This is a genomic window from Nonomuraea ceibae, assembly GCF_019396325.1.
GTDB lineage: Bacteria > Actinomycetota > Actinomycetes > Streptosporangiales > Streptosporangiaceae > Nonomuraea > Nonomuraea ceibae.
On the sequence record NZ_JAHKRO010000111.1, the window covers coordinates 1 to 12,509 of the forward strand.

The following is a 12,509-nucleotide window of genomic DNA, read 5'->3' on the forward strand; positions in this document are numbered from 1 at the left end:
CCCCCCGCGCGGCGGCGCCCTCGGCCCCCTGCCCCTCGACCTGCCCCCCGACCTGCCCCCCGCCCTGGCCGCACGCCGCCGCCGTCACCAGCAGGGCGACGGCGACGGCCGCGGCGCGGATCGCCCGCCTCACGCGCGGACCTCGCGCATCGCCCGCAGCCCGGCCCGGCAGCTCGGGTACTCCGGCCGCCAGTTCAGCTCCCGCTTGGCCTTGTCGTTCGACAGCCGGATCCGGGTGCCCGCCATCAGCGCGTACATGTAGGGCGCCGGCCGCAGCAGCAGGCTCGGCACGGCGATCGGCGCGGGCGCGCCCGCCGCCTCCGCCAGGGCGGCGACGAACTCGGCGAACGGCAGCGGCGTGTCGTCCACCACGTTGTACGCCTGCCCGGCCCGCCCCCGTTCGAGAGCGGCGACCGTGGCCGCCGCCGCGTCCGCGATGTGGATCGGCGAGGTCACCCCGGACGGCCTCGGCACCGGCAGCATTCGCCGCGACGCCAGCTCCATCAGCTTGCGCGTGCCCGCCTCCGGGCCGTAGAAGAGGCCGTAGCGCAGCGCGACCCCCTCGATGCCCGCCGTGCCGAAGGTCAGCCGCTCGTTCGTCCGCATCGAGCGCATGTGCCGCTCGAAGGCGCCCCGGCCGGTCGGCGCGAACGGGTGCTCCTCGGTCAGCTTCGCCTCACCGTGGTCCAGGTAGCCGTAGCCGAGGAAGAACGACTGCGTGACGAACCGGTGCGCGCCGACCAGCTCGGCCGCCCGCAGCAGGTTCGCCGTGCCCTGCTCGCGCAGGTCGTCGGTGGCGTGCAGGTCCCGGTGGCGCAGCGGCGTGCCGGTGATCGCGGTCGCCTGGTGGATCACCGCGTCGGCGCGGTGCCCGCGCAGCGCGTCCAGCAGCTTCCGCTCGTCCATCACGTCGACCACCCGCGTCTCGACGCCCGCCTCCTCCAGCAGGCGCGCCCGGCGGGACGAGCGGGTCAGGCCGAGCACCGAGTGACCGGCGGCGAGGAGCCTCGGCACGAGTTCGCCGCCGAGGGCGCCCGTCGCACCCGCGAGCACGACCTTCATTCCCCGTCTCCTTCTTGCTGGTGTGTCATCGAACACGTTCCTTCCCGCGGCCTCGGTGTTCCTGCCCGGCCGCTCTACGATCTGACGCCGGCGCGCCGGCGCCTGTGACACGGATTTCCGCCCGGGATGTCACAAGCCGGGCGGCGGGTTCGTCCCAACGAGGGAAGGCAAGCGACCAGGGGGAACAGTGACGGACGACATCACGGACGAGAGGGAAGCCGTCTTCGCCGCGAACCGCAACCTGCTGTTCGCGGCCGCGTACGACATCCTCGGCAGCGTCACCGACGCCGAGGACGTCGTGCAGGACGCGTGGCTGCGCTGGCAGGGGGCCGATCATGAGGCCATCGAGCACCCGCGCGCGTACCTGATGCGCATCGTCGTGCACCGGGCGGTCGACCAGCTCCGCAAGGCGCGCAGGATGCGCGAGGACTACATCGGCCCGTGGCTGCCCGAGCCGCTGTGGACCGACGAGAGCGCCGCCGAGCCGGTGGAGCGCAGCGGCGGCGTGGCGCTCGGCCTGCTGGTCGTGCTGGAGACGCTGTCCCCGCTGGAACGGGCCGCGTTCGTCCTCAGGGAGGCGTTCGCCTACGAGTACGACGAGATCGCCGGCATTCTCGGCCGGTCGCCCGCGGCGGTGCGGCAGCTCGTGCACCGGGCGCGCGGGCACGTGCACGCGCGGCGGCCCCGATTCTCCGCCGACCAGCGCGAGGCCCAGGTCGCGGCCGAGCGGTTCGTGGCGGCGGCGGTCGGGGCAGCATGACCGGCCTGCTCGACGTGCTGGCCCCCGAGGTCACGCTCTGGAACGACGGCGGCGGCCGGGCCCGCGCCGCGCTGCGGCCGGTGCACGGCGCGGCCAAGGTGGCCCGCCTGCTCGCCGCCGTCGGCCCCTACTACGCCGGGTACCAGGTGCGCTGGGCGGCACCCGGCGGCACCCCGACCGCCCTGATCGTCGACGGCGACCGCCCCGTCGCGGTCGTCACCGTCGAAACCGACCCCGTGGACGGCCGGGTACGCGCCATCTACGGCATGGCGAACCCGGACAAGCTCGCCCACCTGTCGCAGCACAACTGACGAACGAGAGGATGCGCGCATGCCGAAGGTCCTGGAGGACTTCATCCCGTGGCCCCTGGGCACCGAGTGCCACGAGCTGCACATCCGGCAGCGGCCGGAGACCGTGTGGACCGCGCTGAACACGCTGACGCCCGCCGAGCTGCCGGGGGTGCGGCTGCTCATGGGCCTGCGCTCGCTCCCGGCGAACGGGCTGAACCAGGCGCCGACGATGCTCGGCACGATGCGCGGCCGCGGCTGGTTCGAGCTGGCCGGAGAGCCGCAGCGCTACATCGTGCTCGGCTCGATCAGCCAGTTCTGGCGGCTGCGGCCGGGGGAGCACCGCCACACCTGCCCGCCCGGCAGCTTCCGCGACTACCACGCGCCCGGCTTCGCCAAGTCGGCGTCGATCTTCGAGGTGATCCCGACCGAGCACGGCACGCTGCTGCGCACCGAGACCCGGGTCACCGCCGACTCGCCGCGGACCCGGCGCAGGATGCTGGCCTACTGGCGGCTGATCCGCCCCTTCAGCGGGCTGATCCGCCGGATCATGCTGCGCGCCATCGCCAGGAAGGCCGCCGCGAGCGCCTGATCCTGTGGTGCCGTCCCCGGCGGCATCGGTAGGATCGGCGCCCCGCCGCCTGAGGAGGTCCCCCGGTGAAGTGGCGTTCGCGGCTCGTCCCGCTGCTGGTGCTGGCCGGGACGGCGCTGTTCCTGTTCGACCAGGGCGCGCGGCGGGAGCCGGTGGTGCGGGAGGTCAGCGTGCTGGAGGGCACGGCGGCGGGCTACCGCTCCTACACCGACAGCGCCGGGCGGGGCAACCGGACCTCGACGGTCGTGGTGTTCGCGCTGACCCTCTCGGGCTATCCGGCCAACGTGACCTTCCGCCTGCTGCAGCCGCCGCCGGGCGGGGTGCCCGACGGCGCCGCCGTGCGCCTGGAGGTCCCCGCCGACACCGCCGAGACGCTCGCCCGCGCCGCCCGCTTCCCCGACTCCGACTACCTGATCAAAGCGCTGGGGGCCTCGGTCGACGGCCGGCCGGTCTACTCCGCCGCCGGTGACGCCGAGCGGGCGAGCGGCGCGGCGACCGGCTTCAAGATCGCCTCGGCGGTCTTCGCGCTGCTCGCGCTGGCCTGGGGCCTCCTCCTGGTGCGGCGGTTCCGCAAGGCGGGCTGACCGGACGGCTCCTGCGCACGGCTCCCGGTTCGGGGTACGTTTTCGCCTGCGCCGATGAGTTTCGCCGCTCGCGGCGGTCTGCATCATCAGCATCGACCAGGAGGCGACCGCATGACCGAGCTCACGACACACACCCTGGAAGTGCCCGGGGCCGTCCTTCACTACGACATCCGCCCGGCCGACAGCGCCGACCCGATCCTGCTGCTGATCGGGTCGCCGATGGACGCAGCCGGCTTCGCGTCGCTGGCCGCGCGCTTCCCCGACCGCACGGTCGTCACGTACGACCCGCGCGGCGCCGGGCGGAGCGTGCGCACCGAGGGCGGCGAGTCGACGCCCGACCTGCACGCCGACGACCTGCACCGGCTCATCGACGCGATCGGCGGCGGGCCGGTCGACATCCTGGCCAGCAGTGGCGGCGCCGTCAACGCGCTGGCGCTGGTGGCCAAGCACCCCGAGCAGGTCCGCACGCTGGTGGCGCACGAGCCGCCCGCCGCCCAGGCCCTGCCCGACCGCGAGCAGGCGCTCGCGGCCATCGCCGACATCCGGCAGACCTACGAGCGTGACGGCTTCGGGCCCGCGATGGCCAAGTTCATCGGGATCACCAGCCTGACCGGCGAGATCCCCGCCGACTTCGCCGACCGGCCCATGCCCGACCCCGCCGCGTTCGGCATGCCGACGGAGGACGACGGCTCGCGCGACGACGTGCTGTTCGCCCAGAACCTCATCTCCTGTACGCATTACGAGCACGACTACGCGGCGTTGCGCGCCGCCTCCACCCGCGTGGTCATCGCCGTGGGCGCCGAGTCGGAGGGCCAGATGGCCCGGCGCTCGGGCGAGGGCGTCGCCGCGCGGCTCGGCACCGAAGCGGTGATCTTCCCGAGCAACCACGGCGGCTTCATGGACGGCGAGTTCGGCATGAAGGGCGACCCCGACGGCTTCGCCGCCGCGCTGCGCAAGGTCCTGTCGGAGTAGCGCGGGTCAGCCGTGCGGCCGCATCGGCAGCGCGGTGAGCCTGCTGCCCTGGATGCCGCCGAAGTCCGTCTGCCGCAGCTCGGCGTACGGCACCGCGAGCCGCGCCCGGGGGAAGTCGGTGCGCAGGACCTCGACGAGCGCGCGCAGTTCGAGCCGGGCGAGCTGTGCGCCGGTGCAGTAGTGCGGGCCGGCGCCGAAGGTCAGGTCCGGCCCGATCGCCCGGCGCGGATCGAGGTTGATGCCCTGGATGTCGACGAGCACGGGGGAGCGGGCGGGCAGCCGCACCCCGGCCAGCTCGACCGCCGCCGAGGTGAACCGCCACAGCGTGAACGGCGCGGGCGCGTGCCTGCGCAGCGTCTCGTTGACGAAGTCCTCGGCCTGCGACGGCTCCGGGGCGACGTCGAGCGCGCGGGCCAGCAGGAAGCCGAGCGACGGATCGGTGGTGAGCTGACCGGCGAACACGAGCGTGAAGATCAGGTAGTGCACCTCCGGCTCGCTGAACTCGGGCACCCGTTCGCGCAGCTCGGCGGCCAGGCCGTCCCGGCCCTCGGCCAGCGCCGCGCCGGCCAGCTCCGCGAAGGCGGCCATCGCCGCGCCGACCTCCTCGGGGTCCGGGCTGTACATGCTCCGGCAGGCCGCCATCGCCTGGTCGACGCGCTCCAGCGGCACGCCGAGCACGTCGCAGACCACGGTGAGCGGGTAACGGGTGGCGAAGTCCGCCATCACGTCCACGGTCTCGCCCGTGGCGGCCAGCCGGGCCAGCAGGTCGCGGGCGTGCCCGGTGATCCGGTCCGCGTAGGCGGCCAGGCGGCGCGCGGTGAAGAGGGGCGCGTGCGCCCGGCGCAGCCGTTCGTGCGCGGGCCCGTCGAGCGTGGTGAGCGACGGCTGCGCGGCGGCGGTGGGCTCCAGGCCCGCGGTGCGCGGGTCCCAGCTCTCCGGGGCCCAGGCCGGGTCCTTGACGATGTCGGGGTGGACGAGGACCTGGCGGGCCAGCGCCTCCTCGGTGACGATCCACGCCGGGCCGCCCGCGGGGGCGTCGGCCCGGACGATCGGGCCGGCGGCGCGCAGGGCGGCACGGGCCGGATGCGGCTCGCCGATCGCGCGGACGGTGACGGCGAACGGGTCCACGCCGGCGTACGGGGCTTCGGTCATCGGGATCTCCTCGGGGGTCATCGGGTCTGCTTGGGCAGGAGGAACATCAGTGCGGCAGCGCCCACGTAACAGAGGGCCTGCCAGGGCAGCACCGCGCTCATGGCCCCGGAGTACGCCGCGAGCCCGGGCGTCCCGCCCGCGCCCTCCAGGGCGTCGAAGAAGATCAGGCCGAGGACGGCGACGCCCACCGCGTTGCCGATCTGCGTCACGGTCGTGAGCACGCCGCCCGCGGCCCCGGCGTCACGGGCGGGCACCCCGGCGAGCACCACGTTGATCAGGCCGGGCGCGGTGAGGCCCAGCCCCAGGCCGCCCAGCAGCATCGGCGCGGCCAGCAGCCAGGCGGCCGGCTCGGCGCCGCCGCTGACGACCAGGTGGAGGACGACCTGGGAGGCGGCCAGCGTGAGCGACCCCGCCACCAGGGTGCCGCGGCCGGCCCGTACCCCGAGGCCCGAGGTGATGATCGAGCCGACCGCGTACGGCAGGATCACCAGCCCGGTCTCCAGCGCCGAGTAGCCGGCGCCCGACTGCAGGTAGAGCGAGAGCGCGAGGAAGAACGACCCCAGCGCGCCGAAGAACAGCAGCGAGGCCGCCAGCCCGCCCGCGAACGCCCGCACGCGCAGCAACGCCGGATCGAGAACCGGCTGCCCGCCGCGCTCGGCCAGCCGCCGCTGCCTGGCCAGGAACACCGCCGTCACCGGGACCGCGAGCGCCAGGATCACGTAGCTCCACCAGGGCCGGCCCCACTCGCGTCCCTGCACGAGAGGCAGGAGCAGGAGCACGGCGGCGCAGGCGGCGAGCGCCGCGCCCGGCAGGTCGAGCCGGACGCGGCCGGGCTCGCGCGAGTCGGGCAGGTGCCGGGCCCCGAGGGCGAGCCCGACGGCGGCGATCGGCACGTTCACCCAGAAGATCGCCCGCCAGCCGAGCCCGAACAGGTCCGCCTCGACCAGCACCCCGCCGAGCAGCGGCCCGGCGACCGAGGCCAGGCCCAGCACCGCGCCGTACGCGCCGAGCGCCCTGGCCCGGGCGGCGGGCTCGAACGAGGCCCGGATGACGCCGAACACCTGCGGGATCATCAGGCCGCCCGCCATGCCCTGCGCGACGCGCGCGCCGACCAGGACGGCGGCGTCCGGCGCCAGCCCGCAGCCCGCCGAGGCCAGCGTGAACGCCGACAGCCCGGCGAGGAACACCCGGCGGCGCCCGTACGCGTCACCGGCGCGGCCCCCGGTGATCAGGCCGGCGCCCACGGCGAGCGTGTAGCCGGCGACCGTCCACTGGAGCGCGGCGTCACCCGCGCCCAGGTCGGCGGCGATCGCCGGGAGGGCGACGCTGACGATGGTGGCGTCAAGGAGCTCCATGAACGACGCGATGAGGACCGCGGCCAGGACGAGAACCGCCGGCCGTCCCGTCAGGAGGGTGGTGGGTGGGGGAGTGGTCATAGCGCGTGGGTGCTCCTCGATCCGCTAGAATGACTGCATAACGCAGTAGCTGCGCGACGCAGCTAATTTATAGCAGAACCTCTGCGTCACGCAGCAAACGGGAGGGCGGTCGGGTGATGGACGAGGAACGGCAGGCGCTGGTCGCCGAGCTGGTCAAGAACGCGATACCGGGCTGGGCCATCGCCGTCGTACGGCTCAACAAGGCCGTCGCCGACCGGCTCGGCGTGGCCGAGAGCGACGTCCAGTGCCTGCACGTGCTCGACCGGCTCGGCCCCGCCACCCCCGGCGCCCTCGCCAAACAGGTCGGCCTCACCACCGGCTCGGCCTCCCGCATGATCGACCGCCTCGTCGCCGCCGGCTGCGTACGCCGCGTCGCCGACCCCGGCGACCGGCGGCGCGTGCTCATCGAACCCACCCCGGACGGCATCGCCCGCGTCAGCGCCGCCTACGCCGGGCTCATCACCCGCACCGAGCAGTCCCTGGCGCCCTTCGACGACCGCGCCCTGGAGACCATCCTCGAGTTCGTCCGATCCGCCCACCGCGACACCGCCGCCGAACTCCACCACCTCCCGACCCCCACCGACTAACCCCTGGGCCTTCGGGGTCTCCGAGCCGCCCCGGGCCTTCCAGGGGCTGTGGGGGCCGGGGGATCCCGCGCGGCGGTGCCCCCAAGCGGTCCGGGCCACGGGTGCCCGGGCGCCGGGCTGTCGGAGCCGGCCGGGCCACTGGGCCGCCACCGGGCCGCGCCAGGCCGCCGTCGGGCCGCGTGGCACGAAGTGGTCCGAGCCGCCCGCTACGGCGGGGTGCGCGTACGGGCCGGTGCGGGGTGGTTGGGTGGTCGGGACGGCGTGATGCGGCGCGGTCCCGTTGCCGGACGTCCAGGTCGCCGGGCGCGTGTCACCGGGCGGTTCGCGTTGCCGGCTCGTCGGCGCCACCGCGCCGCGTGCTCACGAAGTGGCCTGGGCCGCCCGTGCGGGCCGCCGTCCCCGTGCGGCCGCCGGACCCGTGCGGGAGGTTGGGCCCGTGCGGGCCGCACGGACCCGGGCGGGTCGCCGAATCCGTACGGGGCGTCGGGTCCGTGCGGGGCGTGAATCCGTGCGCGGCCACGGCGGTGGCGACGAGCAGGGCGGAGGCGATGAGGCGGCCGGTCGGGAGGGTGCCGGAGACGACGCGCTGGAACACGGCGCGCCTGGCGAGGAACAGCGCGGGGCCGCCGAGTACGGTGAGCGCGGCCCCGGCCGTGGTGTGGCCGAGCGGGTGGGCGATCGTAATCGTCAGCGCGCGACCTCGTACGGGATGATCTCGGCGAGAGCGGTGGCGCCGCCCATGCCGTAGTCGGCGCGCAGCCGGATGTAGCGGGCGGAGACGCCGGTCAGGTCGACGTCGTTGGGCGCGGTCATCATCGGCCATTCGACCCGCTTGACGTCGCGGAACGTCTCGCCGTCGTCGCTCACCTGGACGACGCCCCGGCGGACGGTGCCGTTCATGTCGTAGCGGAGCTTCGGCTGGAAGCGTACGGCGGACAGTTCGCGCACCTTGCCCAGGTCCACGGTGATGTGGTGGGGCTGCGGCGGCGGGCCGGGGTAGTAGGAGTGGAAGTCCGTGGTCAGGTTGCCGTCGACGGCCCGGGCGGGGTCGCCGGCGCCGGGCTTGAACGTGCTCGCCGTGGCGCTGAGCTCGGCCGGGGGCACCCGGGTGCCGGCCGGGACCTCGGGCCAGACGCCGGGCGCGTGCTCGGGCTCGTCGTGGACGACCGGCTGGTCGGGGCCGGTGCCCTTGCCCCGGATCACCACGTCGGTGATGACCGAGCTGTGGTCGGAGTAGAACGGGTACGGGTCGTCGAGCGGGCTGTCCTGGTGGCGGGGGAGCCGCCGGTCGTCGATGCGCGACCCGAGCACGCGTACGTCCTCACCGCGCGTGAAGACGTAGTCGATGCGGGCGGGCGCGGACCGCCACCCGCTCAGCGAGCTCCAGGTGCGGCCGGGGTGGCGGCCGGCGTCGGGGTTGGCGTGGCGGAAGGTGTCGGTGAAGCCCGCGTCGGTGAACATCTTGGTGAGCGGCCACGGCAGCACCATGCCCGCGTGGCCGCGCGCGTTCTTGAACTGCTCGGTCCAGTCGAGGTGCGGCCAGGCGTTGAGGTCGCCGCCCATGAGCACGGGGGCGTCGTCGTCGCCGATGAAGGACGGCAGCGCCTTCTCCAGGATGGACTTGCCCATGGCGACGCGGCGGAAGTTGTCGTTCTCGGCGAGCTGCTGGTCGGTCTTGGTCCTGGGCATGCCGTAGAGGTTCTGCACGGCGGCCTCGTGGCCGTCCCAGTTGGACGACAGTTCGTGCCAGGTCCACATGCTGAACGCGTGCACGTGCTGGCCGTTGGGCAGGCCGAGGCGGGCGCCGCCGAGGTTGAAGGAGGAGATGTCCTCGTCGGCGTAACGCGGGTAGACCTGCTGGATGTCCAGCTTGGTGTAGATCCACAGGTTGTCGCCGTTGACGCTGTAGTCCTCGGGCTGGGTGAGCCGGGCGGCGGTGTAGCGGTCGTCCTCGGCGCGTCCGGCGTTGAGCCCGTCGAGGATCTTCTCGCCGGACCCGTACGCCTCGACCACGAAGAGGATGTCCGGGTTGACCTCGTTGAGGTATTCGATGAGCTGGGCGAGGTTCTGGCCCGTCTTCTCCTGGCCGTTGATGGTGCCGCCCACGTACAGGTTCCAGGCCATGAGCCGCAGCGGCGTGCCGGCCTTCTTCTCCGGCATGGAGGTGACGGAGACGTCGACGGTCACGTTCCCGGCGGGCAGGGGGAAGGGCCGGGTGCGGGCCTGGCCCTCGCGCGTGTAGATGGTGTCGCGGGCCCACACCTGCTCGCCGGTCCTGACGGTGGCGACGAACTCCTGCACGTGGTTCGGGCGGCTCTTGCCGCTCGCCACGACCGTGCAGGTGCTGCCGGGGGCCTGACCGTCACAGTCGAGGCGGTACGCGGCGGGCCTGGGGCCGGGGTCGGCCGAGGCCGGGCTGGGCACGGTCAGGGCGGCGAGGGCCAGGGCGGCCACCATCGGGGGGATCAACTTGCGCAAGGCACTTTCCTTCTGCGGTGCGCCGGGCGAGCCGGCAGGGGGGATCAGGTGAGGCGTTGCGGGGCCGCGGGCCGGGAGATCGAGCCCTGCGGTGAGAAGAACCGGTCGTCCACGTGGTCCAGCGCCAGGCAGGCCGCGCCCAGCGAGACGCACTCCTCGCCGAGCGTCGAGGGCCGGATCTCGGGGACGCGCAGGCAGTGGGGTTCGAGGGCGCGGCGGAGCGCGGGCAGCAGGACGTCCGCCGAGCGGGAGAAGCCGCCGCCGAGGACGACCAGCTCGGGGTCCAGGGTCAGCACCATGGCGGCGGTGCCGAGCGCGAGCTGATCGGCGTAGGCGTCGACGGCGGCCAGGGCGGCGGGGTCGCCGGTGCGGGCGGAGGCGAAGACGAGCCCGGCGGCGTCCTCCGGGGCGGCGCCCGCGGCGGCGGGGGAGTTCTCCAGGTGGCCGGCCATCGTGCGCCAGCCGGTGATGTCCATGAGGCCGACCTCGCCGGTGGCGCCGCTGAAGCCGTGGTGCAGCAGGCCGTTGAGGATGAGCGCGGCCCCGGGCCGCCGGCCGGCGTGCAGGTAGACCAGGTCGCGGACGCCGGCCGCGACGCCCAGCCGCTGCTCGGCCAGGGCGGCGAGCTTGCTGTCGTTCTCGATGGTGATCGGGCACGACAGGCGGCGGCCGAGATGGCCGATGAGGTCGACGCCGGCCCAGTCGGGCAGCGCGGTGACGCGGGTGACCATGCCTTCCCGGTTGACGACGCCGATGCTCCCGGCGGCGACGCCCCACAGGTCGAGCGTGGTGAGGCCGCCGGCGACGAGCGCGGCGTCGATCGCCCTGTCGACGGCCTCCAGCCGTTCGTCGCGCGTGGTGGCGGGGGTCACGGCGACCCGCCCGCTGGCGACGGCCCGCCCGGCGAGGTCGGTGATGATGGCCAGGACCTTGTGCACCCCTATGTCGATGCCGAGCACGTGTCCCGCGTCGGCGCGGAAGCGGTAGCGCTTGGCGGGGCGGCCCATGCCCCCGGGGGCGGGCTCGACCTCGGCGATCCAGCCGCGGTCCTGGAGGTCGGTGACAACGTCGACCATCGAGCCCCGGGACAGCCCGGTTCTCGCGGCCAGTTCGGTCAGCGTCAGCGGGCCGGTGGCCTCACGCAGCGCGCGGATGCTGCTCAGCAGGTTCAGCTGGCGCAGCCGCTGTAGGTCGCCGCCGTTGACCTGCACGGGCTCTCTCCTCACTATTGATGGTCTCCAGACGATGTCGGTCCGCTGCTAGGGGGATCATCGGCCAAGCGGGTCTTGACTGCAAGACCGGATCCATGAATATCTATGGACTCCACAATAAATCGGGGAGTTCGGGCAGATATGACAGTGACCTTAGCCGTCGTCGGGGCAGGAGCCCGAGGCCAGATCTACGCCCGCGCGGCGACGGCCGGCGGACGGGCGCGGATCGTGGCCGTGGCCGACCCGGACCCGGCCCGGCGCGACAGGCTCGCCGACGAGCACGGCGTGTCCGAGGAGGCCCGCTTCACCGGCTGGGCCGAGCTGGCCGCCGCGCCGAAACTGGCCGACGCCGTGGTCATCGCCACCCAGGACCGCCTGCACGTCGATCCCGCGATCGCCTTCGCCGGGCTGGGCTACGCCATCCTGCTGGAGAAGCCGATGGCGCCCACCGAGCCGGAGGCGCGCCGCATCGTCGAGGCCGTCGAGCGCGCCGGCGTCGTCTTCGCCGTCTGCCACGTGCTGCGCTACACCGCCTACACCCAGGTGTTCAAGGAGCTCGTCGACGGCGGCAGGCTCGGCACGATCTCCAGCGTCCAGCACCTGGAGCCGGTCGGCTGGTGGCACATGGCCCACTCCTTCGTCCGTGGCTCCTGGCGCAACGCCGCCGAGTCCGGGCCGATGCTGCTGACCAAGTCCTGCCACGACATCGACTGGCTGCTCCACCTCGTCGGTGACCGGCCCGTCGGCGTGTCCTCGTTCGGCTCGCTGACCCACTTCCGGCCCGAGAACCGGCCGGAGGGCGCGGGCGCGCGCTGCGTGAGCTGCCCGGTCGAGCCCGCCTGCGCCTACTCGGCCAAGCGCCTCTACCTGGGCTGCCTCGGCGACCCGGACCGGGAGTTCTGGCCGCTCGGCCCGGTCACCACCGACGCCACGACGGCCGGCGTCATGAGCGCGCTGGAGACCGGCCCGTACGGGCGCTGCGTGTACGACTGCGACAACGACGTGGTCGACCAGCAGGTGGTGACGATGGAGTTCGCCCGGGGCGCGACCGTGTCGTTCACCATGACGGCCTTCACGCCGCTGGAGCATCGCAAGACCCGCGTGTTCGGCACGCGCGGCTACGCCGAGGGCGACGGGCGGACGATCCGGGTCGTCGACTTCGTGACCGGGGACGAGGAGATCGTCGACACCGGGACCCGCGCGGGCGCCTCGCTGGCCGACGGCCACGGCGGCGGCGACGCGGGGCTCGTCGCGGCGTTCCTCGACGCCGTCGCCACCGGGGACCAGGCGCCGCTCGGCGCCGGCGCGGCCGACGCGCTGGCCGGGCACCTCGTCGTCTGGGCCGCCGAGCGCGCCCGCGAGACCAGGACGGTGCAGCCCCTGTGACG

The 12,509-nt window shown here is 74.2% G+C and carries 13 protein-coding genes; 7 read left to right on the plus strand and 6 right to left on the minus strand.

The annotated features are described in order from the left end of the window. Positions 1–129: 129 nt before the first annotated feature. Positions 130–1,062, minus strand: a complete 933-nt coding sequence (locus KME80_RS40370) for an NAD-dependent epimerase/dehydratase family protein (protein WP_219514991.1) — start codon at positions 1,060–1,062, stop codon at positions 130–132. Between the two features lie 187 nt (positions 1,063–1,249). Between KME80_RS40370 and KME80_RS51130 the strand changes: the two genes are divergently transcribed. The 5 genes from KME80_RS51130 (at position 1,250) to KME80_RS40390 (ending at position 4,257) form a co-directional block, all read left to right on the plus strand. After that, complete coding sequence (locus KME80_RS51130) at positions 1,250–1,822, plus strand: sigma-70 family RNA polymerase sigma factor (RefSeq protein WP_308126129.1); 573 nt, start codon at positions 1,250–1,252, stop codon at positions 1,820–1,822. Next, positions 1,819–2,133, plus strand: coding sequence for a sigma-70 family RNA polymerase sigma factor family protein (locus KME80_RS51135; RefSeq protein WP_246646553.1), 315 nt, complete (start codon positions 1,819–1,821; stop codon positions 2,131–2,133). The genes KME80_RS51130 and KME80_RS51135 overlap by 4 nt, the downstream gene beginning before the upstream one ends. Positions 2,134–2,152: 19 nt before the next feature. Further along, positions 2,153–2,701, plus strand: coding sequence for a hypothetical protein (locus KME80_RS40380; protein WP_219514993.1), 549 nt, complete (start codon positions 2,153–2,155; stop codon positions 2,699–2,701). Between the two features lie 65 nt (positions 2,702–2,766). After that, complete coding sequence (locus KME80_RS40385) at positions 2,767–3,285, plus strand: hypothetical protein (RefSeq protein WP_219514995.1); 519 nt, start codon at positions 2,767–2,769, stop codon at positions 3,283–3,285. 111 nt (positions 3,286–3,396) lie between these two features. Continuing rightward, positions 3,397–4,257, plus strand: a complete 861-nt coding sequence (locus tag KME80_RS40390) for an alpha/beta fold hydrolase (RefSeq protein WP_219515004.1) — start codon at positions 3,397–3,399, stop codon at positions 4,255–4,257. 6 nt (positions 4,258–4,263) lie between these two features. On the opposite strand, the gene KME80_RS40395 is transcribed toward KME80_RS40390, so the two are convergent. Together KME80_RS40395 and KME80_RS40400 are read right to left on the minus strand one after the other, a co-directional pair. Next, the gene (locus KME80_RS40395; protein ID WP_246646554.1) at positions 4,264–5,430 is read right to left on the minus strand and encodes a cytochrome P450 family protein; all 1,167 of its coding nucleotides are present in this window, start codon (positions 5,428–5,430) and stop codon (positions 4,264–4,266) included. Continuing rightward, positions 5,427–6,845, minus strand: coding sequence for an MFS transporter (locus KME80_RS40400; RefSeq protein ID WP_219515007.1), 1,419 nt, complete (start codon positions 6,843–6,845; stop codon positions 5,427–5,429). The genes KME80_RS40395 and KME80_RS40400 overlap by 4 nt, the downstream gene beginning before the upstream one ends. Positions 6,846–6,961: 116 nt before the next feature. Here KME80_RS40400 and KME80_RS40405 point away from each other — a divergent pair, with 116 nt between their 5' ends. Beyond that, positions 6,962–7,432 carry a MarR family winged helix-turn-helix transcriptional regulator gene (locus KME80_RS40405; protein ID WP_219515009.1) on the plus strand — a complete coding sequence of 157 codons (471 nt, stop codon included), beginning with the start codon at positions 6,962–6,964 and terminating at the stop codon, positions 7,430–7,432. 310 nt (positions 7,433–7,742) lie between these two features. On the opposite strand, the gene KME80_RS40410 is transcribed toward KME80_RS40405, so the two are convergent. From KME80_RS40410 to KME80_RS40420, 3 genes are all read right to left on the minus strand, one after another. Continuing rightward, the gene (locus KME80_RS40410; RefSeq protein ID WP_219515016.1) at positions 7,743–8,027 is read right to left on the minus strand and encodes a hypothetical protein; all 285 of its coding nucleotides are present in this window, start codon (positions 8,025–8,027) and stop codon (positions 7,743–7,745) included. A 92-nt stretch (positions 8,028–8,119) separates the two neighbouring features. Continuing rightward, positions 8,120–9,910: a discoidin domain-containing protein gene (locus KME80_RS40415; protein WP_219515018.1), complete on the minus strand. Its 1,791-nt coding sequence runs from the start codon at positions 9,908–9,910 to the stop codon at positions 8,120–8,122. A gap of 44 nt (positions 9,911–9,954) precedes the next feature. Beyond that, complete coding sequence (locus tag KME80_RS40420) at positions 9,955–11,121, minus strand: ROK family transcriptional regulator (protein ID WP_219515024.1); 1,167 nt, start codon at positions 11,119–11,121, stop codon at positions 9,955–9,957. A 141-nt stretch (positions 11,122–11,262) separates the two neighbouring features. Here KME80_RS40420 and KME80_RS40425 point away from each other — a divergent pair, with 141 nt between their 5' ends. Further along, positions 11,263–12,507: a Gfo/Idh/MocA family protein gene (locus KME80_RS40425; protein ID WP_219515026.1), complete on the plus strand. Its 1,245-nt coding sequence runs from the start codon at positions 11,263–11,265 to the stop codon at positions 12,505–12,507. Positions 12,508–12,509 lie beyond the last annotated feature (2 nt).